We start from the raw sequence: 25,034 nt of genomic DNA on the forward strand, positions 1-25,034 counted from the left end.
CCAGATGCCGCGCATCGGCACCGGATTGTCAGTGAAAGGAGTCCTGGGAGCCCTGTTCGACGATCGGCTGGCTGACAGGAAACGACACCGACTTGCCGAAGACGCTGCTTTCCTTTCCCCTTCTCGAAGATACGATATGACGGGCACGATCGAAAACAAGTTTCTCGATCCCCTCCGGACGTCCCGAAAGAATCCAGAGCATGCAAAGACCGAACGTGTAGGCAATGGCGCCGCACGCGGAACAGGCAAACAGATCGACCGCCGCATGCGCCAGCGTATCGACCGGCGGCAGCAGCCATTTCAGCCCCTCGACCGCCAGAACCATGAACAGGGATGCCCCGACGCTGCGCTTCCACCCCAGCACCTGCTCCCAGACGCCAAGGCCGGTCAGGCCGCGCACCAGGAAAAGGCCAAAAACATCCGACGCGAGTTCCGACACAAAACGAGCGGCGATCACACCTGAGAACCCCGCCCACAGCACACCTGCGATCGCGAGCGGAAATTTGACGCCGAATTCGAGAAGGTTGCGTTTCAGCAGTGTCTTTGTTCGTCCGAAGGTCAGAAGCAGCGGCCATGTCGCCAGCGTGAAGACCGCCGGCGTCAGGCTCAGCGCCAGCCAGCGGACCATGGGCACCGCCCCCACCCAGGCCGGGCCGACGACCACACGCACCGTACTATCCGCCACCAGGCTCTCGCCGATCAGCAGCGGCAACCCGACCGTCGCCATCGCCACCGATGCCTTCTGGTAACTCGCGGCCAATCGCTCCCTGTCTTCGCTGAGATGAGAGAACGCCGCCAGCAATGGCCGCGCCATCGGGGTGAAGAGGGCCAGAAACGGGATATTGGTAATGTCGATCGCGGTCGAGAACATACCCAGGGCAGACCGGTTCATCACCTTGCCCAGAAGCAGGCGTTCGAACTGCCAGTTGAGGGCACTGACGATCTGCGCCATCGTCATCCATCCGGCGAAGCCCGCGAAAACATGAAGCTCACGCAGGCTCAGTCGCGGCCGGTATGGTGCGAAATAGTAGGATTGCGCCATCATGGCACCGGAATATATCACCGTATTCAGTGCGATGGCCCAGTAGCTGTGCGTCAGAAGCGCGATCACCGTGCCGAAGACGAAGCTGATACCCTTGCCGGACAATTCGATGGCGAAGTCACGCCAGAAGCTGAGCTGCTTCTGAAACGCAACCATGCGCGGGCTCACGATCCCACGCATGAAGGGGCTCAGGCCGAGGAAGCAGACAAGCGGGAACAGGCGCGCGTCATGGTAGAACCGCGCAACAGGAAGCGCGCTGGCCACGAGAACGGCCATCAGGACGACGCCCCGGATCAGGCCGATGGTGAAAGCCGTGTCGTAATGCAGCCGCGCGACGGTCGGCAGGCGCAGCAGGGCCTGATTGATCTGTAATTCAAGGATCGCCTCCGTCAGCCCGCACAGGCTGGCGGCAATCGCCACCAGGCCAAAATCAGCAGGCAGCAGGATGCGTGTCAGGACCAGCATGCTGGCGAGGTCGATGAATCGCGTCAGCAGGCGTGCCGCAACCATCAGCGCCGCACCCGTCGCGGCGCGCGAGCCGATATTGGCCGGCTGCGCTATCTCGGACATGCGCTCTCCTGCCGCCTCGTCTTCTCCGTGGGGCCGGAGGAGATGCCATGTTCCGAAACGCGACTGGCGGCCGAATGTCTCTTGGCAGGCGGTTGTCGTCGAACGATTTCCTCGTAGACACGCATATAATCCGGCACCAGGCGGCTCGCCTCGAATATCTCCGCCCCCCGCAGCGCGGCCCGCCCCATGGCCGCCCGCCTTGGCCGGTCGCGCATGATCTCGCCAAGCTCCCGCCCCATGATATCCGGACGCCCTGGCGGGACGAGCCGCCCGGCGGCCCCGAACCCGAGCATCTCCGGCGTTCCGCCGACCGAGGTCGCGACGATCGCACACCCCGCCGCGCGCGCCTCGCCGATCGTCAGGCTGCCCGGATCGGCATAGGAGGCCAGCACGAAGATGTCGGTCTGACTGTAGAGAACTTCCGGGCCTTCCACATAGCCCAGGAAGATGATCCGCTCCGCCAGCCCCAAGGCGCCGACCCGTTCCTCCAGTTCAGCCCGATCGGGGCCTTCCCCGGCGATGTAGAGTGTCCATTCCGGCATCGACGACAACAGCGACGCCGCGGCCTCGATCACGTCGAACACACCCTTGCGCGCGTGAAGGCCGCAGATCAGCGTGATATTGGGACGGCGCAGCCGGGGCACGCTCCCCGGCGCCCTGTCAGCTACGTCTACGTTCCGGGCCGATGCGACCGGCGCATTCCATACCACCCGCGTGCGATCCTGTGGAAAGCCCCGATCAATGAGAGACTTCCGGTCGGCCTCGCTGACGGCGACGATCCTGTCCCCCAGGCGCATCAGAACCGAATGCCGGTCGAAGGAATTATGAACCGTCGTCACCAGCGGAACCCCCGCGAAGCGCGAAGCGACGGCGCCGACCAGCACGCCTCCCATCATGTGAGCGTGAAGGATGTCCGCGCCGATGGCGCGGCAGAGCCGCGTCAACACCGCCATGCTGCGCAGCAGGGCAAAAGGCCTCCGCTGGTCCTGCGGCAGCGTCAGATGATGGACGCCCTCGCGTTCCAGCAGACGGACAAACGTTCCTCCGCCGCTACAGAAATAGACATGATGCCCTGCTCTCGCCTGCTCGCATGCCAGGTCGACAGCCACATGCACATTGCCGTTGCCACGGCCGCAATGCTTCGACAGATGAACAATCGTCCTTCGTGATCTGGAAAAATTGTTCATGCTACCTGATCCTTCAATCCGTGGCGTCGCAGCGCGTCCGGATGGTCCGCCATGACGGCCTCCGTGCCCCGCATCATCGGAATCCGATCTGCGGGCGCGGATGGCTGGCCGGCACGCGCCGCCACGGCCTCATCGACGATTTCCATGAAACGGCGACGGAATGCCTCCTCCGAAAAACGCATGGCGTTGGCCCGGCAGGTTTCGGCATGGATACGATGGCGATTCTGTTCGAACCTCCGCACGGCCGCGACGATCGCCTCCGCCGTCTGCTCGGCAAACAGCAGCCCGGTAGGGTCGGTTGCATCCTCTCCAATCACGATGTCGCAGGCGCCGCCCACCCCGTAGGCGATGACGGGCGTGCCGCAGGCCTGCGCCTCCGCCATGACAATCCCGAAATCCTCGGCGGCGGCAAAGACGAACGCGCGCGCCCGCCCCATCAGCGAAACCAGTTCGTCGATCCGCACGGGCTTGCGGATCTCGATATTCGGGCAACCCGCAGCAGCCGCCCTGATCGCCGCATCGCCCTCGCCTTCTCCCACGATGACAAGCCGACGATCGGGCATCTTGCTGAATGCTGCTGCGATAAGATCGATCCGCTTGTATGGAACGAACCGCGAGACGACGAGATAGAAATCCTCCCTGTCCAATGAAAGGCGAAATTTATCTACGGAAACAGGAGGGTTGAGAACAATCGCCTCCCGCCTCCATGCTTTCTGCACGCGCCGGGCGATATAGCGTGAATTGGCGACGAACAGATCCACCCCCGCGGCCGACCGCGCGTCCCAGTTCCGCAGCCGATGGAGAAGCCATCGCGTATAAAGACCCAAGCCCCCCCAACCCAGTCCGCGTTCCTCAAGATACCGGGCCTGGAGATCCCAGGCATAGCGCATCGGACTATGGACATAACTGACATGAAGCTGGTCCGGCCCGGTGATCACCCCTTTCGCGACCGCATGATGGCTGGAAATCACGAGGTCATACCCTGTGAGGTCGAACTGCTCGACAGCCAGCGGCATCAGTCCAAGGAATTTACGGAAATGACGCCGGGCAAAGGGAAGCTTCTGAATAAACGAGGCCCTGACGTTATGCCCCTTTAAAAAACCTCTTTTGTTCTCTGGCATGAAGTCCGCGACGACGAAGACATCCGCCGTCGGGTAGCAGAGCAGGATCTGCTCCAGCACCTGCTCCGACCCGGCATGTTTCTCCAGCCATTCATGGATCACGGCAATCCGGGGGCCGGACTTTCCGCGCCCGGCAACCTCTTGCGCCGGCACGGCATGTGAATTGCGCATCATGTGGATGGCTCCATGCTGGGAGGACGGCGAACATGTGTCGGAACGGCATGCAGGGCGGCTTGGATGACGTTGGCCATGGCGGTACTGGCTTCCGCCCAGTTGTAGCGCAGCAGGCGCGCGGCCCCGGCCTCGCGGAGGCGATCGGCCAGCCCGTCCTCGTCAAGAAGACGCATGACCTGATGCACGAAAGCGTTCTGCGAGAACGGATCGGCGAACAGGGCGGCCTCACCGCAGACTTCGCGCAGGACAGGAATATCGCTCGCGACGACCGGGCAGGCGCAGGCCATCGCCTCGACCGCCGGCAATCCGAACCCTTCGTAGCGCGAGGGAAACACGAAGCAGGCGGCATGTTCATACAGCGCCCTCAGGGCGCCATCCGATACCCGGCCGAGATAGCGTGCAGCCCTCGGCATGTCTGCGCCGCCCTGCTGCTGGAAGATCCCGTCCCGCCGGGCTCCCGCGATGGCGAGCACCATGCCGCGTGCCTCCAGCGCCTCGCCGAGCTTTGCCAGAACGCGCAGGTTCTTGTGCGCGACGAGATTGCCCACGACGAGCACATAACGCCCCGGCACCAGATCATTCTCGGCAAGAACCGTCGGATCGGCCACAACAGCCCGGACATGCTCCCCGCCTTCGGGAATGACGGAAACCTGCTCGGGCCGCGCACCGAGATGGCGTATGATCTCGCCTCGGGCGAATTCCGACACCGTGACGATCCGGGTCCGTCTCGCAATCAGGCCCGTCTGCATCACGCGATAGGTTGCCCGGAAGCGCGTGGAATAGGCTTCCGGCACGCTCGCCCATCCGCAATCATGGATCACGACGATCTGCCGTCGTGCCAGGAGTGGGGCGGTATTGCCCAGATTGACCAGAAGGCCGTCCGACGTTGCCCACGGAAGCATCGTCTGCTCCCACAGATGGCCGCTGCCGTAGCCGAATGGCCTGATCGGGACCTGTCCGGAACGCGCCACCTCCAGATCCCCTCCATCCTTGCCGGATGGAGGGACGACGATTTCCGAAATCATTCCCTGCCGCACAAGTCCGGCGGAAATTTCGGCGGCAAAACGCTGGACACCGCTCAGCGCCTGCCGCAGGAAACGGCCGTTCAGATAGACGGGGCGTTCCCGCGCCTCATGCGCGGTCATAGCCGCCCAGATCCTGCGCCAGATAGGCATGCATGCCACTTTCCCGTCCAAGATCGTTCATGTCGGCCTGGGTCAGGATACCGCCCAGCACGCGCACGCCGCATGCGTGGAGCCGGCGCAGGGTGGTCAGCACCGCATCCATCTCGGTCCGCTGCCACCGCACGGCGATGACCGCGCCATCCACCAGCCGCCCGGCGGAAGCCGCATCCGGAATGACCAGCGCCGGCGGCATGTCAACGAGGATCAGATCATAGAGGTTGCGTGCCTCGGCAATGATCGCCCCAAGCTGCTTCAGGTCCAGCAGATACCGTCCACTCCCGTTGGAGCGCGCGCCGCGCAGCGTGATCAGGTCGACATTCTGCATGATGTCGCGCGTGAGCCCCGGCAGGCCGGACCCATTCGGGCCATCCCCCTGCGGCGGCCGGAACGTCGGACGGATCGACACGCCGACCTGGCTGCGGCGGATGTCGGCGTCGATGATCAGCGCCCGCCCATGATTCCGCGCGGTGCTCGCGGCGAGGGCGACGGAAAGAAACGTCTTGCCTTCCCCCGGCAGGGCAGACGTTACCAGGACAGCCTGCGCGCGGAACCGGTCGTCGCCATGACGCAGCATGTTGCTGATATGATCGACGGAGAGCGTGTAGGACGATGTCCGGTATTCCATGAGCGGCCGGCGCTCGCGGCCGGCGAAGGGAACGACCCCGAGCGGAAACAATGTCGTCTTCTGCTCAAGCTGTTCCAGCGTGCGCACGCCCGGCCTCAGCCTTTCGAGCATGATCGCACCGAAACAGCCCAGCGCGAGCGACAGAAGGCCCGCCGCACCGGTCAGTTGGCCCCGATGCGGGCCAGACGGACCCAGGGGCGTCTGCGCGTACGAAATGAGTACGGCATCGGGCTCCTGCATCGCCGCCTGGGCGGATGTCTGCTCGAACCGGGTCAGATAGTCGCGATAGACCACTTCGGCGGCGTCGGCCTCGCTGACGAGCTGGCGAAGCTGCACCTCGGCCACGTTTTCACCCGCGACCGCTCCCTTGAGGTCACGCACGCGCGCCTCCAGCGTGGCGACCTGTGCGCGGGTCGCCTCGACCTGAGCCCGCAGGCTTCCGGCAATATGACCCTCTTCCGCGCCAAGCTGGGCACGCAACCCGGCAATCGAGGAATCGAGCTGGCGCAGGCGCGGGCTTTCCGACATATCCGTCGTCCCGAGACCGGCCCGCTGTTTTTCCAGTTCCGCGAGTTCGCCCGACAGACGCTGGACGAGCGGAGAGGCCACCACGGCGGGCAAGGCACCCAGCGACCCACCGCGTCGCGCCGCCTGCACCTGGTCATAGGCGCTCTGCTGCTCGGCAAGCTTGTTGGAAGCTTCGGTCAGCGCAATATCCACGCGGCTCATCCGACGACCCGTCAGAGTCGTCTGGTCGCCATCGCGCGAGACTTCCTGGCTCAGAACCAGGCCATGCGCCCGACGAAATTCCTCGACCCGGCTTTCGGCCTTTGCCACACGGGCCTGAAGCGCCCCGATCTGTTCGTTCAGCCATTCATGGGCGTGGGCCACAGTGGTGATCTTGAGATCGCGCATGAAATCCAGATAGGCGGAGGCGTAGGCATTCGCGATCCGCGCACTCAGCGCGGCGTCGTTCGTCTTGGCACTGATCGCGAGCGTGTACGAGCGCCCGTCATTCCGGACCGTGACATGCCGCAGCAGCCAGTCCACCGCGACCTGACGCTGCTCCGCGCGCGTCAGCAACTGTGGGCGGACACGATCAAGGCCCAGGCGATGACGAACCATGTCGAAAACGCCCCACGGGCCGGGCATCGGCGCGGGCGGATAAATGATCTGCTGGACCTCTGGCCGATGGACGAGGTCGATGCGATCGACCACCTTTCCCGCCATATCCCGCGAAAGCAGAATGTCGGTCTGGGTATGGATCATGAGCGTGTCGCCGCTTACGGCGCCGCCATGGGCCTGCAGATCGGTAAATTCCGTCTTTCCCGTATCCACGAGAAGCGAGGATTGGGTTTCATAATAGCGCGGGAGGGAAAAGATCACGCTCGCCAGGGGAATGAACAGCCCGGCCGTGATCAGCATGACCGTCCATTTCCTGCGCCGCACGATGACCAGCGCATTTCCCAGGGGCACATGCTCCTCCGGCGCTGCCGCAAGCGGCAGGGGCGGCGGACCGACGAATGTTTCGTCGCGGACAGAAAGTATTGTCATGGCGGGTCGCCTAATGCGCGCCGTCGTGCCGAAGCACGGCGGGAATGGTCTTCAGGAGGATCAGAACGTCTTTCCAGAACGTCCAGTGCCTGACATAGGCGCTGTCGAGGGCGACGCGCCGGGCGTAGCTGGTATTGCTGCGCCCGCTGACCTGCCAGAGTCCGGTCAGGCCCGGTCGGGTCGCATAATAATAGGTGATGTTCTCACCATACCGCTCGACCTCGGCCTGAACGATCGGACGCGGCCCGACCAGGCTCATGTCACCGCGCAGAACATTCAGCAATTGCGGAAGCTCATCCAGGCTGGTCGCCCGCAGGAAGCGGCCCAGCCGCGTGATGCGCGGATCGTGGCGCAGCTTCTGCGTGCTCGCCCATTCCTCACGGGCGGCTTCGTCCCGTTCCAGAAGCTCCTTCAGGACCTCATCCGCATTCGCCACCATGCTCCTGAATTTGAGGCAGCGGAAAATCCGTCCGTTCTCACCGATCCTGTTATGGCCGAACAACGCGGCCCCCCCATCGCGCCGGACCAGCACGACGATCGCCAGCATGGCGGGCATGGCGAAGAACAACATCGCAGCCGCAATCATGACATCCATCACGCGCTTGCGCGGATCGCGGATCGGCACGGCATTCTCGGGCCTGGCGACTTGCACGCCGATAAGCCCGGCATAGGGGACAACCACCGTCGCATCATCCGCGAGAAAGGCTGCCCCCATGAATTTTTCCTGTTGCAGACCAGACATACGAACACCTCGTCATCAGCGAAGAATGAAGCTGGCAGGCAAGTTGAAGCGGCGTGATCTCAATCAGATCGCTACCTCCCTGGTATGACCGGGACGTTGCCTGCGCGGATGAGCAAAGCGCAATAATAAAAACAAGCCGTAATGTGTTTTTAATCATTTTCGTAAGTATTATAGATATGAATACATCGTTATTTGTCTGTTAAAATACTGTTTGAATCTCGAAATCACTTTATTCATGTGCCAGAAAATGCCTGAATCTCGTCCCCTCAGAGCGAAATTCTGATCACGCAAATGCGAGTTCCGCAGTGATTGCGAGAAAAATCCGCGATGACCGCCAACTAAAAATTAACGAAGAAATTCTCTTTTTTTAACGTAATATTTCATTATTATACGAAACAATAGACCCGGACAGTTCTTATATTATCAAACATCCGTCTTTTCCTGTTTCTTTCTGGAATGCTAGACGTTGTTGCTCGCACCATCAATTCATGGACACGTTCAACGGTAAAGCGTCGTGATTATTCCATGTCGGCAGCGGGGCGCGGCATCGCATAACGCAGCCGGGGACATGGCGCGTGAGCGCAGCCTATAGTGAGAACGCAAGGGGTTATGATCATGCTCGAAAAGCCTGGCAGGATGATGAAAACCCATACAGGATCTCTGATCGCCACGTTGATGGAACCGCGTTGCATGTTCACACCGCTCGAACCTCTCCGTCCTCTGCCGTCCTTCCGCCAAAGGTGGGGCGGCCCGCAACCGACAGGGACGCCCCAGTTCGTGACGCCATTGTTATTTGACGGCAAACGAACAGGAAACGGTATATGTCGCAGAAACCAAACAGTTGGAAGGCCGTTAGCGCAGCGGGTTCGGTATCGACCTGAACCGATCCGGAGGCAATCTGGAGCACGGAGCCTTTTTTCTGTCAAAATTTCCTATAATATCTTCGTCATGCCGAAGCCTGTCCTTCTGGTCATTGTACAGAAGCGGCGCGGCGGATCGCAGGCCGTTGGCTTTTCATATATCCTCGGGATACGGCCCGGCGACAAAGCGTGCGCATCGCGAGCGTGGAGTTAGCATGACGTGCCGACGACGGGGGCGAACATCCTAAAAATTCGACTGATCGGGCACATGGTCGCCATGACCCCGACAGGCAAAAACGTTCTTCCGGCGGGAGCACGGAGAACACGGGGATTGCTGGCCATTCTGGCTCTCTCCAACCGCAAGCCCGTCATGCGTCAGCGCCTGACCGAACTTCTATGGAGCACGCGTCCGACCGATCTTGCACGCGCTTCCCTGCGGCAGGAAATCCACCGCCTGCTCGACGCGCTCCAGCCTTTCGGCACCGAGATCATCGATATCGGGCGACATACATTAACGCTCAGGCCGGACCTGACATCGGTCGATGTGGAGGATATCTATACCGGAGACCTCGGTGCGCTGGACGATACGGTTGAGCCTGAGGAGATGCTGTTCACTGACCTGAACGGAATCGATCCAGCCTTCGATCAATGGCTCCAGACCCAGAGAGCGCGCTTCTCCCGCCATATCCAGCATCTGATGAAATCCGACCAGGTGAGCCCGGACAGTCTGGCACGCATTCTCCCCTCCTACTCTCCATCAGACAAAGACCCCATGCCAGGCGACGCTGGTCCTGAGACCCCTCCCCCGATTGCGCGGGCGGGCCAGTTTCATGCGCAGCCGAACGATTCGCTTTCCGCTGGCCATTTTCCTTGGAAGAACGGTGCCCCGGGGCTCGAAACCTTGCGCCGCCTGTCTGATCCGCCCGCGATCGGGCCACGCCCACAGAACGGAAAAGGAGAAGGTGACTCTCAGCCACCGGCCGCCTCGGCGAAAGTGCGGTCCCTCAGTCTCACCCTCATGCCGATCGAGACGAAAGACCCATCCCTGAAGACGTTGGCGGACGAACTGGGAAGCCTGCTCAACATGATGTTCGTCGGGTCCGACGCCTTTACGCTGGTCATTTCCCAGCCGCCACGCGACGAACTGGATGCAACGGGCGATTGGATCGAAGCCCTCCGTGGCAAGCAGATCGATTTTCTGTGCACGGGCATCCTGCATTCCAGCGTGAAAGGCAATGAGGAACACCCGGCCCTGCTGCTGCGACTGATCGACGTGCAGAATGGCGGCGAGATGATCTGGACAGTACGCGCCGCCCTGCCATCCGGTACCCGGCAGAATCCCGGCCTCGCCGCCCCCCTGCTTGCCAGGGCGGTTCTGTCGGCGCAATGGTCCGCCATCCTTCGCCATGCCCGCCATCTTCTGAAATGCAGTATCCAGGCACTGACTCCCGATCAGTTGGCGGCCCGGGCGCTGGTCACGCTGCTACAGGCCCAGCCTCATGCCCTGCACGAAGCTGAAACCCTTCTCAAATTCGCGGAATGGCTCGGCCCCAATCAGCCGCTCGTCGCCATTGCCCGCGCCGTAACGGAGATGACCCGCGCCAACGCGTTCCTCCAGGGCGACCATGCGGCGAGTGTGGCGCGCGCCTTGGCCGCCGCCCAACATGCGGCGGTTCTTTCACAGCATAATATCAGCCGGAACTTCCTGCTCGCCTTCGTTTATTGTCATATTCCCGGCTACGCGGACACGGCCGACGCGTTGCTCTCCCCATTCAAGAGCAATGACGAAGACGCTGATCAGGCATGGTTCGCTCCCTACCGGGCACTTCAGGCCCTTCTTGCCTTGATAAACGGCCGAGAGGAAACCGCGCGAAATCTTCTGAAACATTATCGCATATCGGGAAACGCGCAGCCGCTCAGCGTCGCGATGGATCCCTGCGCGGTTCTTTACCTCTTCCTCGCCGATCTGCCCACGGAAGCAGTCCGGGTCGGGCGGATGGTCGCCGCACTCTATCCGCAGCTTCCATCAGCGCTTGTCTACCATCTCGTCGCGCTCACCACCGAAGAGAACGGTGCGGAACGCACCGCCATCCTTGCCCGGCTCTCGGCGCTCGACCCGGAGCTGACGATCCGCCGCGTGATAATGAGCAATCCGTCTCTCCCGGCAGGGGCCCGCGCCAAACTCGCGACCGCATTGCACCTGACGGGCCTTCCGGAATGAGAAAGACTCGCTCTGAAAAAGAAACATTCTGTGCGTGACGACACGACAAGTCGCCGGCGAAGGAATCCCTGTTCCTTCGCCGGTTATTTCCTGCGTGAAATCCTGATCCAGCGGCCGATCAGCAGCGCAATCGGAAAGCTGAGAGCGATATAGGCGCCAATAGCGGCAAGAATTGTCTGGATCATGCCTGTGCGCGATCGTCCCATGAATCAGTATATCGAAAAAAACAGGGCCTCATAAGGTCGCCGCCCGTTCCGGTGACATCCGACCGCGCACGAGATCGAAAAAAGCCAGCATATTGCCCACCAGCCGCCCGCGCCGGTCTATATAGGGTTCCGGACGTATAGCCTTCACAATGTTGGAGAGCAGATTGCGGATAATATGCTCCCAGGCGCGCGTTCGCGGATACCCCTCCTTCTTTGCCGCGATATAAAGCGGGTTTGCACCCTGCGAATAGCCCAACTTGATCCCGGAACTGCGGCCGCGTTTGACACCCAGATGAACACCCCGTGCGTCCGGCAGAAGCCGCACATCGCCATGGGCCGCCAGCCGACGCGAAAGATCCACATCTTCCTGCCATCCATAGAGCGGCAGGCGTTCGTCGAACGACAGGCCGAATGCGCGCATCGGCGCCAGGCGAAGCGCCATGTTGCAGCCATATCCGGTAAAGACAGGCTCCGGCCCTGATGGGCCATGGCCTTCTCCGCGCGCGGCCAGGATCGCCCGACCTGCGGCGACATCAAGGCCCGGCCCCTTGATCCCGTCGGCTAGAACCGCTCCGGTCACGACAACCGTACGAGCGTTCGTCTCCAGGTGTCTCTCGACCGCCTCAAGGTAATGCGGCTCGGCCAGGAAATCATCGTCAAAGAACATGACGACATCGGCGCCGGGTATTGCGGCAAGGATCGCGTTCCGCTGCCGGGTCAATCCGCGCGGCCCGGTAATCAGGCGCACACCGGGAAACGCCTCCGCCGCGCCCTGCATATCCTCATCGGATGGCGCGCAGACGACAATTTCATCGGGTTGGCGGATCTGGCCCCTGAGGTCACGAAGTATTTCGGCAAGGACAGGCGCCCGTCCCGCCGTGGCAATTCCGACGACAATCTTCATGGCGTCTTCCTGCTTTGATAAACACGGACATAGTCAACTTCCATGATCGACGGGCTGGGCGTCTTGTCGATCGGCCAGCCGCCGCCCAATCCGAGATCGACGAGCACATCAAGGCCCGCAAGCGGACGCGGCGGGGTCGGCGTACGCCAGATCTCCCGGCGGTCGAAATAGACGATGACCCATTGCGGCGTCACGTCGGCACCATACGTGTGGAAGGCCTGCGACAGACTTCCTTTCGGAACGGCCTGGGTATGCATCTCCGAGTGGTTTTCACGGCTGTTTGCTGGATTCCGCTCCGTAACAGTCACGTTATAGGCGGCAGGAAAACGACCGTAATGCTCGATGATATCGACTTCCAGGGCATGTTTCCCCGATCCTGTCGGTGTCAGTTCCTCCAGCCAGAAGGCAGGCCACACCCCGTCCCCCGCCGGCAGGCGCGCCCGCATCTCGAAATAACCGTAAGGCGCGGTGAAACCGCTGCCGAAGCCAGGCGCGGACGACAGCAAACCGGACTGCCATTTGCCGTCCGCCGTGCGACGCATCTCGATGCGAAGGATTCCGTCCCGAACGCTGAAGGGCAAGCCCGGCTCCTTGTCACGGAAGGTGGCATCGCCGAAATCACCGCCCCACGGCGTATGCGCGCTCCAGACCGTATCAGGTCCGTGCGGCGAGACACTGAGATGGTCGAACTCCTCATCAAAGATCACGGCCCTGCCATCAAGATCGATCCTGCCTCCTGGAGCGGCCCCGAGCGCGCCCCCACCCCATCCGACACCCAGCGCGGCAAAACTGCCTGCCATCGCGGGGATGATACGCTGCCTCAGTCTTTCGACGATCGCTGAAATGGACATGGTCATGGCGCCTCCTTGGGCAAAGACTGTTTCTTGCGATGTGGTCTCGCCACCCGCCGATCAGAGGTCACCTCCCCTTCCATATTCCGGAAGACAGATACGCACCTGAAAAGAAACTTGATCTTCGCTTGGACGTAGACGATGGTTAATACATTCAACGCATTTCGTCCATCTTTTCGATTGATCACGCTTGGACGTTCGATGCGCAACGCCGCCTGGCCGCGGTGGAAGGGAGTCACGTGGGCATCACGCTTTTCTTCCTGGTCCTGGCGCCTCTTTGCCTCCTATGGATCAATCGACCGGAGCGGCTGATCCAGCTCATGATCATCATGGGCATATTCGAGGCCAGCGCCGCGATCACGGTCGGCGGCTTCGGGATTGCCCCCAACACGCTGCCGGCCATAGCCATGGTTTGCTATATCGGCGCGCAGTTTCTGCTCGGCGCCCGCTATCCCGGCCGCGCACGGGTCTGGCCGCTTCTGATCCCGCTGCTCGTCGTCGCTGGCTGGGCAATCCTGACATCCTGGCTGAGTCCGCGCTTTTTTGAAGGGCGCGTCTATGTCTGGCCCCAGAAATCGACGCCTCCCTTCGTCATCACCCCTCTCACGCCCAGTTCGGCGAACCTCAACCAGGACCTTTATCTCCTTCTCAACATCATCATTTTCGTGATGGTCGCGCTATACATGACCCGACAGGGCGCTCCAGGGCGGCCATTTCATCCTGTCAGCATCCTGCGAGCCTATTTCGCGAGCGTACTGCTCGCCTTCGGCTTCGGCGTCTGGCAATTCGCCAGCCATGTCGCGCATGTCCCCTTCCCTTCGGACATGCTTTATTCGAATCCGGGATGGTCGATCCTTACCGAACAAACAGTTGGTTCCCTCCCCCGAATCAATGCAACTTTTTCAGAGCCATCCGCGTTTGGCGGCTACATGGCGGCTGGCGCCTTCTGTGCAGGATGGCTGATCCTCAATGACTTCCCTGGCACCCTTGTCAGAATCACGCTGGCCGCAGCCGTTGCCGGCGTTTTTCTTTCCACATCGGCAACAGGGATCGTCACTCTTGGGATCGGCGCGCTGATCGTGGTGCTCATGGGCGTTACAATCCACGCGAAGCGGTTCCTGCCCATGATAAAGCGGCGGGCCGTCCAGTTTCTGATTTTCAGTATCGTGATCATGGTCCTTGTGACCGTCATGACCCCGGACCTGCTGACCAGTCTCGGCACGATCGTCGACAGCGTGACGAACAAGCAGGACAGTGAATCGTACAATGCCCGCAGTTCCACCGATCTCGACAGCCTGCAAGCGGCCATCGACACGTTCGGCTTCGGCGTCGGCTGGGGCAACAACCGGTCGTCGAGCCTGATCCCCGGCCTGCTCGCGGCAATCGGCATTCCCGGCATGCTCGGCCTCATCTGGTTCGCGTGGCGCCTCATCTCCCGTGTCAGGTCATTGCGCCGGATGGACCGGAAGCTGGAGGATATCCAGGTCGTCAACGGGGCCAGCGCGGCCCTCGCGGGCTATCTGGTTTCGGCATGTCTCTCCGCCCCGACGATCACCACTGCGTCTTTTTATGTCTTTCTTGCCCTGCTGATTTCCGGCATCGCCCGGGCGGAAGGCACACAGGCAAGCAAGGCGCCCGCCCCCCTCTTCCCTCCCGCCGAACGCCGTAGCCCGAACCCAGGCAGGATACGCGGAACCGCCCCCTCCAGCATTCGTGGGTGATCAGACCGTGACAATACGATTTCCCGTCATGAACGGGCCATACAGACCAACGCGCAGAACAGGCATGTACCGCATCGTGGGAGCCGTCGCCTGTGCCGCGCCGTTATTTCCAACCCATGCTTCCGCCCAGGTCCTGAGCCAGTATTTCCCCGAAATTGGGCGAGGTGTCGGCGAAACCTGGGTCGATTCGGAACAGATTCGCATTAGCAGGGAATTCCAGCCGCAGGGCCTGCATCTCGGCGGGTTCAAGCTGAACGGCGATCTGAACGAAGGCGTCGGCTACATCGACAATGCCAATCGCCTTCCCGGCGGCGGGCAGAGCGCGATCATCTCCACCGTCGCGCAGATCGGCCTCACCTCGGACTGGTCGGTGGACCGGCTCTACACCAATGCTTCCGTTTCCGATCTGCGTTATCCAAGCCAGGGTTCGCAGAACCAGACGACCTGGACAGCCGCGATCGGCGGTTACCACGATATCGCGAACGACAGGCTGGGTTTCGACTATTCCCACCTCAACCTCGTCCAGACACCCAACACGCTGGGCAGCTTTGCCACGATCCAGCCTGTGAAATACCAGGTCGACCGGGCGGCTCTCAGCTATACCGTCGCGCGCGATGGGCGCTTTTCCCTGATTCCGGAAGGGAACATAACGAATTTCTCATTCGATCAGGGAGCCCGCCTCCCATCGGCCATCGGCATTTCCGTTCCTCAGACCTATCGTAACCGGGCAGTGATCGTCGAAAGTCTCACCGGCCGTTATCACTGGACGGAAGCCGCCAGCGCGCTGGTCATGCTGCGGGGTACCGAAATTCGGTACACGCATGGCCTCGCAGGCTATCCAGGCCGCGATTCCAACGGACTGGCCCTTATGGCGGGCATCGATTACAGCGCCATTCATCTGATCGATTTGCGCGTTCTGGCCGGATACCAGCGTCGTTTCTACCGCAACGCAGCCTATCCCGATTACGCCACTCCGATCGTGGAAGCCCAGGCAAGCTGGGCACCTTCACGCCTGACGCGTCTCCAACTGGATGTCCAGCACGGGATCGAGGACAGCGCCTTCGAAAACGTGGCCGGCTTCACCTATACAAATTTACAGCTCGGGCTCAGCCACCAGTACCGGCGCGACGTTATCCTCTCCGGTCACTTCACCTTTCAGAAAGGGCAATACCAGAACACGCCCACACGTCTCGTCGGCAGCATCCTCACGCAGGCCGGCGGCGACCAGACCATTTTCGGAGGAGGGCTTTCGGCCCAGTGGCTCGTGAACCGGCATCTCAGGCTGAATCTCGATTATAATATCTCCAATCAGAACGTCCTGGGTACGACGGGAAAATTTACCGTCAATACCGTCATGATACGGGTGGACGTAAATCTGTGACCTGAAACGATCATCACCAATCAACCTCAACAGGGAAGTTCCGACATGTTGCCGCTTCGTCATACCCTTGGTGCTCGCACTGCAAGAATCGGCTTCCCGTTCGTGATCACGGGAGCATGCCTCGCCGGCTGCGCGCCCGGAGCCAATCTGACGCCGATCCCGCGCTATGACCCGGCAAGCTACACGATCGGTGTCGGCGACCGGATCAATGTGTCGACATTCGGCGAAAACCAGTTCCAGACCGATACGCGCGTGCCGGTCGACGGCAGCATTGCCTTTCCACTGATCGGCATGGTCAAGGCCGAGGGGCTGACCACCAGGGAACTCAGCGAGCGCGTCGCCACGACCCTGAAGGACCAGCATATTCTCAGCAACGCACGGGTGACCGTGCAGGTCCTGGATTACCGCCCCATTTCCGTCATCGGCGAAGTCGAACATGGCGGCCAATTCTCCTATCAGCCGGGCATGACCATGCTGAAGGCGGTGGCGGCCGCCGGCGGCTTCTCCTATCGCGCGTTCCAGGACTATGCCTATGTCGTTCGTCAGGAACCTGGCGGCGCGGTCGTCGGCCGCATCGAACCGCAGGATTACGTGAAGCCCGACGATGTCATCAAGATTTACGAACGTCATTTCTGATCGACCGCCCGGAGGGCGGCATCTGGAACACCGGAAACCCCTCATCCCGCATGACGGGTTTCCGGCATTCAATCCGTATCCCACCGTCGATTCACCCGCGCACAAGATACGGATCGCCTGCCCGGAACCGAAAGCTGAGCGCCCGACCCGCCGTCGCGGGCCGTGTGCTCGGGTCCGGCACTCCAGATGCATCGCAGACTCCACTGGCCAAGGGTCAGGCCCCTCGAACGTCAGCTATTCGACGCACCCGGTCGAATGTTCCGGGGTGCGGAAACGACCCACGATCCCACCGGTCATTCATCATACGCCCCACGATGCGGATTTCCCCAACGAGGTCGGGTTAGAAGATGTCGATCACCTATGAAAGTATATTGAAGAAGGTTTCACGCGCTGCCTTCGGCACTGCAAGTATCATGCTGATGATCCTGTCCACAGGGCTCATCTTTTACGGCGTATTCAATCTGTTCTTCACGCTGCTGACATCCTGGCATGAGGGGCGCGGTGCGCTGCTTCTTGCCATCAGCTACGTCGTGATCGCTATCGCCGTTTTCGACGTGGCCAAATATTTCATGGAAGAGGAAGTCATTCAAAGTCGTGCCAAGGTGTCGCCCCTCGAAGCCCGCCTGAGCCTCACCAAATTCATCACGACGATCATTATCGCGATTTTCATCGAGGGGCTGGTCGCGGTTTTCGAAGTAAGCCGCGAGCACATACAGCAGATCTTCTATCCCATCGGACTCCTCGCGACGGCAACGGTGATCGTGCTCTCGCTGGCGGTTTACCAGCGGATCAGCGTGGATACTGAAAACCAGGAATCACGCACCATCATCCATTCGAAGTGATGCTGCCCTACTTATCCGCGTCGATATGGAAGGCTTTTTGCAAACTCAGCCTGTCGGCGATCGGAACGCCTGGGAGCCCGAGCAGAATCGGCATGACGGGGCCTTCTGCTGGGTTCCTTTCCCCGACTTATCCGGCTCCCCGACATTTGCTCTCCCGGCCACCCGGTCGATGGACTCCGGCATCGCCTGGCATTCATTCATGCACGGGTGCATCAGCAGAAATTTCGAATCCTCCGCAACCCTCCCGGCACAGGCGCGTAGGGTCAGACATGCCTACCGACGGGGGAGCTGCCATTCTTGATGGCGCTCTCGAGGCGGTCCCGGCGGATGAGACCCGCCCACGGACGTGATCGACCGGCATCTCGCGCACCGCACCGTTTCCCGAGATGCAGGCCGGCTGGCGCTCCAGCGGACGACATCCGCCGAGGCTCCGCGCACCCCTTGAAACGGAAAGGAATTCATCATGGCCACCCAGGAGAAGACGCTATCCGATGCGTTCTATGAAACGCTGAAGGACATTTACTTTGCCGAGAAGCAGATCCTGAAGGCCCTCAAGAGATCCGTCCGCGCCGCCCAGGCGCCGGATCTCAAGAAGGCATTCGAAACCCACGCCACCGAAACCACCCGCCATGTCGAGCGGCTGAATGAGGTGTTCGGACTGATCGGCAAGGCGCCGCGCAGCAAGACCTGCGAGGCGACACAGGGCATCCTGGCGGAAATGGAGGAAGACCTCGAAACATTCGGCTCCACCGAGGCGGCGGACGCGGTCCTGATCGGCTGCGCTCAAGCCATCGAGCATTACGAAATCTCCCGCTACGGCACGCTCAAAGCCTGGGCTGCCACGCTCGGGCTTACGGAAGCAGAAGAATTGCTGTCCGAGACACTCGAAGAGGAGAAGCGGACCGACGCCCTCCTCATCGCAATCGCCGAGCGCGAGAGCAATCCGGAAGCGGCCCTCCAGCCGACATGACACGACCTGCCGGCGAAGCCTTCCATTCCTCGCGCCCCCAACGGTGGGCGAACGGGATGGAAGGTGCGCCGCACGGGTTGCCGAGACGCTAAAATTCATGCTGATCGCTCGTATGTGACAAACCTCCGATCCCTGCCGGCGGCTATATATCTGTTGATGGGCAGCCATGCCCCACGCGACGGTTCCACACCCCGGATCATGGAAAGATGGCGCTTGATACATTCCTGGAGGCGTAAGGGACCGCGCGGCGCCCGAAGAAGACGGCCGACGGAGATGCCGACCTGCGGGGCATTCCCACCGGATCAGCTACAAGCCCGCACCATCCGCTCATGAACGCCATCGTCCGGCTGGCGCTCGCACGGCCCTACACCTTCGTGGTCATGGCGATCCTGATCGTGATTGCCGGCGTGCTGTCGGCCATCCGTACGCCCAAGGACATCTTTCCCACTATCAGCATCCCGGTGGTCGCAGTCGCATGGACCTATACCAATCTCTCGCCGCAGGACATGTCGGGCCGCATCCAGCTTCCTTTCCAGCGCGCGCTGACAACGACGGTCAATGATATCGAGCATATCGAAGGTCAGGCGCTGACCGGGATCGGAATCACCAAGGTCTTCTTCCAGCCCGGCGCCGATATCCGCCTCGCCAACGCTCAGGTCACCGCCATTGCGCAGACGCTGCTGCGCCAGCTTCCACTCGGCACGACCCCACCGCTGATCCTCAACTACAACGCCTCCACCGTGCCGATCCTTCAGCTCGGCCTGTCGGGCACGGGGCTGACCGAACAGCAGCTCTATGATTTCGGGTTCAATTTTATCCGCACCCGGCTGGTGATGGTGCCCGGCGCCGCCATCCCCTTCCCCACTGGCGGACGGGTGCGGCAGATCCAGATGGATCTCAACCCCAGCCAGTTGCAGGCGCGGGGCGTCTCCGGCCTGGACGTGGCCAATGCCCTGTCCGTCCAGACCCAGATCACACCCGCCGGATTCGTGAAAATCGGCGAATATCAGTATAACCTCCGGCTCAACAACGCCCCGCTCTCGGTCGAACAGCTCAACATGCTGCCGATAAGAACGGTGAATGGCGCCGTGGTCCGTATTCGCGACGTGGCCCATGTGCGCGACGGCGCGCTGCCGCAGCAGAATATCGTCCATGTCGACGGCCAGCGCTCGGCCTTGCTGACGGTGCTGAAATCGGGCGAGACCTCTACCATCGCCATCGTCCAGGGCATCCGCGACACGATCCCCGATGCCCGGCGCGGCCTGCCAGCCCAGTTGAAGATCACGCCGGTCAACGACCAGTCGCTGTTCGTCAAGGCCGCCGTCAGCGGCGTGCTGCGCGAGGGTGCAATCGCGGCGGGGCTGACCAGCCTGATGATCCTGCTCTTTCTCGGCTCGTGGCGCTCCACCCTGATCGTCGCCACGTCGATCCCGCTTTCGATCCTGGGCGCCATCGCTCTCCTGTCGGTCCTCGGCCAGACGCTGAACGTCATGACGCTGGGCGGCCTCGCCCTGGCCGTCGGCATCCTGGTCGACGAAGCGACGGTCACGATCGAAAATATCGAGCGCCATCTGGAAATGGGCAAGGACGTGCACGCCTCCATCATCGACGGATCGGGCGAGATCATCGTTCCGGCCTTCCTGTCGCTGCTGTGCATCTGCATCGTCTTCGTGCCGATGTTCTATCTGCCGGGTGTTTCGGGCTTCCTCTTCGTGCCGATGGCGCTGTCGGTGATGTTCGCGATGACGATGTCCTTCATCCTCTCGCGCACGCTGGTCCCCACCATGGCCATGTTCCTGCTGCGTGCCCACAGTCATGAAAGCAAGCCGGCCGGCGGCCTGTTCACCCGCTTCCAGCAGGGGTTCGAACGGCGCTTCGCCGCCTTTCGTGAGCGATACGGCGCGGTGCTGGAAGCCGTGCTGGCACATCGCGGCCGCTTCGTCGCCCTCTTCCTCGGCTTTGCCGTCCTCAGCCTGGCCTTCCTCCCCTTCCTCGGGCGTAATTTCTTCCCCCAGGTCGATGCCGGCGCGATGACGCTGCATGTGCGCGGCCCGGTGGGCATGCGGATCGAGGAAACCGCCGCCCTGTTCCTCGACGTCGAGAAAGCGATCCGCGCGCGCATCCCGGTGGAGGAGGTGCTGTCGATCGCCGACATGATCGGCCTGCCGAACAGCGCCATCAACGTCTCCTACAGCGCCTCCGGCACCATCGGCCCCGAGGACGGCGACATCCTGATCGCCCTGAAGGAGAACCATCACGCCACCCAACGCTATATCCGCCGCCTGCGTGCCGAACTGCCCCGCCTGTTCCCGCAGGCGAGCTTCGCCTTCCTGCCGTCCGACATCACCAGCCAGATCCTCAATTTCGGCGCCCCGGCCCCGATCGACGTCCAGGTCAGCGGCCCGCACCCGGATGAAACACGGCAGTTCGCCGAACTTGTCCTGCGGGAAATCCGCCACATCGACGGGCTGGTCGATGCCCGGATCCAGCAGCCCGCCAACTATCCCGAACTGCGTTTCGAGGTCGACCGCACCCGTATCAACCAGCTTGGCCTGACCGAGGGCGACGTTACCAGCAGCATCGCGACCTCCATCGCCGGCACGTCCCAGACCGCGCCGCTGTACTGGCTGAACCCGCAGAACAACGTGACCTACCCGATCGCGGTCCAGATGCCGGAATACCGCATCGGTGCCCTTTCGGACGTGATCGGCCTGCCCGTAACCGGCACGGGCGCCCAGGCAACCCGCCCCCAGGTGCTGGGCGCATTGGGCACGATCACGCGCGGCACAACATCGCCCGTCGAAGGGCAATACAACATCCGCCCGCTGATCGACGTCTTCGCCGGCAATGACGGCCGCGACCTCGGCGCCGTCGCGTCCGAGGTGCAAGAGGTGCTGACCCGTCTGGAGCACCAGCGCCCGGCAACGGTCACAGTCACGCTGCGCGGGCAGTACCAATCCATGAACACCGCCTTCACCGGCCTGGGTGCCGGGCTGCTGGGCGCGATTGTGCTGATCTACCTGCTGATCGTCGTCAATTTCCAGAGCTGGACCGATCCCTGCATCATCATCCTCGCCCTGCCGGCGGCGCTGGCGGGGATCTGCTGGATGCTGTTCGCCACCGGTACGCCGCTATCGGTCCCGGCCCTTACCGGTGCGATCATGTGCATGGGGGTGGCAACCGCCAATTCCATCCTCGTCATCGCTTTCTGCCGCGAGCAGCTCGACGAACATGGCGATGCGCTGCGAGCGGCGCTGACGGCCGGCAAGACCCGCCTGCGGCCCGTGCTGATGACCGCGCTGGCCATGGTCATCGGCATGCTGCCCATGGCTATGGGTTTCGGCGAGGGCGGCGAGCAGAACGCCCCCCTCGGCCGCGCCGTCGTCGGCGGTCTGGTCTTCGCCACCTGTGCCTCGCTGTTCTTCGTGCCGACCCTGTTCGCGATCATCTACGAACGACGCGCGCGGCTGGCCACGCGGGGAGCCTCGGCCCATGCCTGACCCCGCACCAGGGACGATACAGGGCGACCGGCCCCAGCCCCGGCTCGGCCGGTTCGTGCTGATCGCGGGCGCGGTCTTCGCGCTGGTCCTGGTGGCAGGCACGCTTCTGCGCCTCCATGCCCGCCACCTGCTTCATGCATCGACACAAGCCGCCGCCATCCCGACAGTGAGCATCGTCCACCCTGGCGGCATGGCAACGGACAGGCTGGTCCTGCCCGGCCGGTTGCAGGCCTGGTACAGCGCGCCAGTCTATGCGCGGACCAACGGCTATCTCCGGCGCTGGTACGTCGATATCGGAGAAAAAGTGCAGGAAGGGCAGTTACTGGCGGAGATCGACACACCGGACGTCGACCAGCAGCTCGCCGCCGCCCGCGCCGCGCTGGCGACCCGCACCGCCCAGCGCGACCTCGCCGGAATCACCACCCGCCGCTGGGACCGCCTCAACGCGCAGAACGCGGTCTCGCAACAGGAAACCGACGAACGAAGAGGCAATTTCGCCGCTAGCGAAGCCATGCGCCACGAGGCGGCGGCGGATGTGGAGCGGCTGCAAACCCTCTCCGGCTTCAAGCATATCGTGGCGCCGTTCGCCGGCGTGGTCACCAGCCGCGCCACCGACATCGGCGCGCTGATCGCCGCCGGCACCGCGGCGGCGCAGCCGCTCTTCACCGTCTCCGATGTCGTCCGGTTACGGCTCTATGTCAGCGTCCCCCAGACCTATGCCGCGAGAATGCAGGACGGCATGGTGGTCGCGTTCACGGTGCCCGACTATCCCGGCCGAACCTTTCAGGCCCACCTCATTCATTCCTCGGACGCGGTCGATCCCCAATCCGGCGCGATGCTGGTGCAGCTTGTCTACGATAATGGCGAAAACCTGCTGAAACCGGGTGCCTATGCCCAGATCGCCTTCACCTTCCCCGGCACCGATCCGAGCAGGGGCACCGATCTCGTCCGCGTGCCCGCCAGCAGCCTGCTGTTCCGACGCAATGGCACGACCGTCGCCCTGATGGATTCCAGCCACCATGTCAAAATCCAGCCCATCACCATCGTAACCGATTTCGGCACCGAACTCGCGGTCACGGGTCTGCCGCCACAAAGCGCCGTCATCGACAATCCCAGGGACGATCTGCGCGACGGCGATGCCGTCGAACCGCGGGAACCGGAGCACCCGCATGGCGCCTGAGCGCCGGCGTTTGTCCCGAGCACGGGTGACAGGGGCAATTTTTCCCGGCCGGGTGCAGGGCGGCCCCCTGCTTCTGACCCTCACCCTGCTCGCCGGCTGCGACCTGGCCCCGCATTACCAGCCCCCGTCGTCCCCCACCCTGCCCACCACCTTCAAGGAAACCGGCCCCTGGACCCCGGCCCACCCGTCTGACGCATCGGCGCGCCAGGATTGGTGGACGATCATGGCCGACACCCGACTGAACGATCTGGAAGCCCGGATCGAACTTGGCAGCCCGCAACTCGCGGCGGCAGTCGCGCGATATGATCAGGCCCGCGCCCTGGTGCGACGCGCGCGCGCCGAATTCTTTCCCCAGATCGACGCGTCCTCCAGCGCCGAGCGCGAGCGGGCCGTCCTTCCCCAGACCGGCAATTATTTCGATTATCGTACATACAGGGCTGGGGGCACCGTCTCGTGGGAGCCCGACATCTGGGGCCGCATCCGCAACCTCGTCGCCGCCGCGCGGTCCGAGGCCCAGGCCAGCGCCGACGATCTGGCCGGCATGCGCCTCAGCCTGGAAGCCGAACTGGCCGAGGATTATTTCCAGTTACGCGGACTGGATGCCCGGATCGACGTGCTGCGGCGCACGGTCAGCGCCTACCAGGCGGCATTGAACCTGACCACGACGCGCTTTAGTGGCGGCGCCGCCAGCGAACTCGATGTCGGCCGAGCCCGCACCCAACTGGCCTCCGTACAGTCCGAACTGGACCAGCAGGTGGCCAATCGCGCCCTGACCGAACATGCCATCGCGGTACTGATCGGCGAGGAACCCTCCCTTTTCTCGCTCCCGCCGGTCAGCACGCTGGACCCGGTCCCGGTCATTCCCACCACGGCCCCGTCTGCCCTGCTGCAACGCCGGCCGGATGTCGCCGCCGCCGAGCGGCATATGGCGGCGGCCAACGCACGCATCGGCATCGCGCGGGCGGCTTTCTTCCCCGCCATTACCCTCGGCGCCTCGGGCGGATCGGCGACGACGACCGGCATGCTCATCTCCTCCGGCACAGGCGTCTGGGCACTCGGCCCGGCACTGGCCACACTGGCGGTCTTCGACGGCGGCCGGCGCTTCGCCGATCTGGCGGCCATGCACGCCGCCTATGCCGAAATGGCCGCGAATTACCGGCAAACATCCCTCACGGCCTTCCGCGAGGTCGAAGATCAGCTTGCCCTGCTCAACCATCTGGCCGACGCCTCCGCGCGACAGGAGGAAGCCGTTACCGCCGCCGCCCGCACCAACCAGTTGGCGACGATCCAGTATCGCGAAGGCGCGGTGGATTATCTTCAGGTCGTCATCGCCCAGACAGCGGAACTTCAGGCACGCGAGGGCATGATCGCCATCGTCACCCGCCGCCTGGTCGCGGGGATCGACCTCGTGCGGGCCATGGGTGGCGGATGGCGGGCGGGGCAAGCGGCCAGTCCGCCATCCCCCACCCTGCGACTTCGTTAAATCGCCGTTAAAGATTGCCCGGCCAGCAACCCGGTCTCCGCGCCCCACGTTCAGCCGGCATAGCGCGTTATGGTTCGAAC

The 25,034-nt window shown here is 62.6% G+C and carries 17 protein-coding genes; 9 read left to right on the plus strand and 8 right to left on the minus strand.

Annotated features, from left to right (window positions below):
* Positions 1-28 precede the first annotated feature (28 nt).
* The 6 genes from HLH25_RS03915 to HLH25_RS03940 are packed head-to-tail and all read right to left on the minus strand — an operon-like array spanning position 29 to position 8,172.
* Positions 29-1,612, minus strand: coding sequence for a lipopolysaccharide biosynthesis protein (locus HLH25_RS03915; protein ID WP_182972825.1), 1,584 nt, complete (start codon positions 1,610-1,612; stop codon positions 29-31).
* Positions 1,600-2,799 carry a glycosyltransferase family 4 protein gene (locus tag HLH25_RS03920; protein WP_182972826.1) on the minus strand — a complete coding sequence of 400 codons (1,200 nt, stop codon included), beginning with the start codon at positions 2,797-2,799 and terminating at the stop codon, positions 1,600-1,602. The genes HLH25_RS03915 and HLH25_RS03920 overlap by 13 nt, the downstream gene beginning before the upstream one ends.
* Positions 2,796-4,094 (minus strand): glycosyltransferase, encoded by a 1,299-nt coding sequence (locus HLH25_RS03925; protein ID WP_310889057.1) that lies wholly within the window; start codon positions 4,092-4,094, stop codon positions 2,796-2,798. Before HLH25_RS03925 ends, HLH25_RS03920 begins: the two co-directional genes overlap by 4 nt.
* A complete protein-coding gene (locus HLH25_RS03930; protein WP_182972827.1) occupies positions 4,091-5,239 on the minus strand; it encodes a glycosyltransferase family 4 protein in 1,149 nt (382 codons plus the stop codon). The genes HLH25_RS03925 and HLH25_RS03930 overlap by 4 nt, the downstream gene beginning before the upstream one ends.
* Positions 5,226-7,457, minus strand: coding sequence for a GumC family protein (locus HLH25_RS03935; protein WP_182972828.1), 2,232 nt, complete (start codon positions 7,455-7,457; stop codon positions 5,226-5,228). Before HLH25_RS03935 ends, HLH25_RS03930 begins: the two co-directional genes overlap by 14 nt.
* Before the next feature lie 10 nt (positions 7,458-7,467).
* The gene (locus HLH25_RS03940) at positions 7,468-8,172 is read right to left on the minus strand and encodes a sugar transferase (protein ID WP_246401175.1); all 705 of its coding nucleotides are present in this window, start codon (positions 8,170-8,172) and stop codon (positions 7,468-7,470) included.
* A 1,107-nt stretch (positions 8,173-9,279) separates the two neighbouring features.
* Between HLH25_RS03940 and HLH25_RS03945 the strand changes: the two genes are divergently transcribed.
* Complete coding sequence (locus tag HLH25_RS03945; RefSeq protein ID WP_182972829.1) at positions 9,280-11,280, plus strand: AfsR/SARP family transcriptional regulator; 2,001 nt, start codon at positions 9,280-9,282, stop codon at positions 11,278-11,280.
* A gap of 234 nt (positions 11,281-11,514) precedes the next feature.
* Here HLH25_RS03945 and HLH25_RS03950 read toward each other — a convergent pair whose 3' ends face one another.
* Both HLH25_RS03950 and HLH25_RS03955 read right to left on the minus strand, forming a co-directional pair.
* Positions 11,515-12,390 carry a glycosyltransferase family 2 protein gene (locus HLH25_RS03950; protein ID WP_182972830.1) on the minus strand — a complete coding sequence of 292 codons (876 nt, stop codon included), beginning with the start codon at positions 12,388-12,390 and terminating at the stop codon, positions 11,515-11,517.
* Complete coding sequence (locus tag HLH25_RS03955) at positions 12,387-13,247, minus strand: glycoside hydrolase family 16 protein (protein WP_182972831.1); 861 nt, start codon at positions 13,245-13,247, stop codon at positions 12,387-12,389. Before HLH25_RS03955 ends, HLH25_RS03950 begins: the two co-directional genes overlap by 4 nt.
* A gap of 233 nt (positions 13,248-13,480) precedes the next feature.
* Here HLH25_RS03955 and HLH25_RS20630 point away from each other — a divergent pair, with 233 nt between their 5' ends.
* The 8 genes from HLH25_RS20630 to HLH25_RS03995 all read left to right on the plus strand — a co-directional run bounded on the left by HLH25_RS20630 (position 13,481) and on the right by HLH25_RS03995 (position 24,954).
* Positions 13,481-14,962, plus strand: coding sequence for an O-antigen ligase family protein (locus HLH25_RS20630; RefSeq protein WP_182972832.1), 1,482 nt, complete (start codon positions 13,481-13,483; stop codon positions 14,960-14,962).
* A gap of 64 nt (positions 14,963-15,026) precedes the next feature.
* Entirely contained in the window at positions 15,027-16,343 is a 1,317-nt protein-coding gene (locus HLH25_RS03965; protein ID WP_182972833.1) for an outer membrane beta-barrel protein, read from the plus strand.
* A gap of 102 nt (positions 16,344-16,445) precedes the next feature.
* On the plus strand, positions 16,446-16,979 hold the full coding sequence (locus tag HLH25_RS03970) for a polysaccharide biosynthesis/export family protein (RefSeq protein WP_343065488.1): 534 nt from the start codon (positions 16,446-16,448) through the stop codon (positions 16,977-16,979).
* Positions 16,980-17,326: 347 nt separating this feature from the next.
* The gene (locus HLH25_RS03975) at positions 17,327-17,821 is read left to right on the plus strand and encodes a hypothetical protein (RefSeq protein WP_246401178.1); all 495 of its coding nucleotides are present in this window, start codon (positions 17,327-17,329) and stop codon (positions 17,819-17,821) included.
* 463 nt (positions 17,822-18,284) lie between these two features.
* Complete coding sequence (locus HLH25_RS03980) at positions 18,285-18,791, plus strand: YciE/YciF ferroxidase family protein (protein WP_182972834.1); 507 nt, start codon at positions 18,285-18,287, stop codon at positions 18,789-18,791.
* A 329-nt stretch (positions 18,792-19,120) separates the two neighbouring features.
* Positions 19,121-22,291 carry an efflux RND transporter permease subunit gene (locus HLH25_RS03985; protein WP_182972835.1) on the plus strand — a complete coding sequence of 1,057 codons (3,171 nt, stop codon included), beginning with the start codon at positions 19,121-19,123 and terminating at the stop codon, positions 22,289-22,291.
* Positions 22,284-23,471, plus strand: coding sequence for an efflux RND transporter periplasmic adaptor subunit (locus HLH25_RS03990; RefSeq protein ID WP_182972836.1), 1,188 nt, complete (start codon positions 22,284-22,286; stop codon positions 23,469-23,471). The genes HLH25_RS03985 and HLH25_RS03990 overlap by 8 nt, the downstream gene beginning before the upstream one ends.
* Positions 23,472-23,496: 25 nt before the next feature.
* Positions 23,497-24,954, plus strand: a complete 1,458-nt coding sequence (locus HLH25_RS03995; protein ID WP_310889058.1) for an efflux transporter outer membrane subunit — start codon at positions 23,497-23,499, stop codon at positions 24,952-24,954.
* Positions 24,955-25,034 lie beyond the last annotated feature (80 nt).

This window comes from Gluconacetobacter dulcium (assembly GCF_014174165.1).
Lineage (GTDB): Bacteria > Pseudomonadota > Alphaproteobacteria > Acetobacterales > Acetobacteraceae > Gluconacetobacter > Gluconacetobacter dulcium.

Excerpts from the sequence above, each read along its gene's own strand:
- HLH25_RS03915 (WP_182972825.1), bottom strand. The coding sequence starts at position 1,612 with ATGTCCGAGATAGCGCAGCCGGCCAATATCGGCTCGCGCGCCGCGACG.
- HLH25_RS03920 (WP_182972826.1), bottom strand. The coding sequence starts at position 2,799 with ATGAACAATTTTTCCAGATCACGAAGGACGATTGTTCATCTGTCGAAG.
- HLH25_RS03925 (WP_310889057.1), bottom strand. The coding sequence starts at position 4,094 with ATGATGCGCAATTCACATGCCGTGCCGGCGCAAGAGGTTGCCGGGCGC.
- HLH25_RS03930 (WP_182972827.1), bottom strand. The coding sequence starts at position 5,239 with ATGACCGCGCATGAGGCGCGGGAACGCCCCGTCTATCTGAACGGCCGT.
- HLH25_RS03935 (WP_182972828.1), bottom strand. The coding sequence starts at position 7,457 with ATGACAATACTTTCTGTCCGCGACGAAACATTCGTCGGTCCGCCGCCC.
- HLH25_RS03940 (WP_246401175.1), bottom strand. The coding sequence starts at position 8,172 with ATGGGGGCAGCCTTTCTCGCGGATGATGCGACGGTGGTTGTCCCCTAT.
- HLH25_RS03950 (WP_182972830.1), bottom strand. The coding sequence starts at position 12,390 with ATGAAGATTGTCGTCGGAATTGCCACGGCGGGACGGGCGCCTGTCCTT.
- HLH25_RS03955 (WP_182972831.1), bottom strand. The coding sequence starts at position 13,247 with ATGACCATGTCCATTTCAGCGATCGTCGAAAGACTGAGGCAGCGTATC.
- HLH25_RS03965 (WP_182972833.1), top strand. The coding sequence starts at position 15,027 with ATGTACCGCATCGTGGGAGCCGTCGCCTGTGCCGCGCCGTTATTTCCA.
- HLH25_RS03975 (WP_246401178.1), top strand. The coding sequence starts at position 17,327 with ATGTCGATCACCTATGAAAGTATATTGAAGAAGGTTTCACGCGCTGCC.
- HLH25_RS03980 (WP_182972834.1), top strand. The coding sequence starts at position 18,285 with ATGGCCACCCAGGAGAAGACGCTATCCGATGCGTTCTATGAAACGCTG.
- HLH25_RS03985 (WP_182972835.1), top strand. The coding sequence starts at position 19,121 with ATGAACGCCATCGTCCGGCTGGCGCTCGCACGGCCCTACACCTTCGTG.
- HLH25_RS03990 (WP_182972836.1), top strand. The coding sequence starts at position 22,284 with ATGCCTGACCCCGCACCAGGGACGATACAGGGCGACCGGCCCCAGCCC.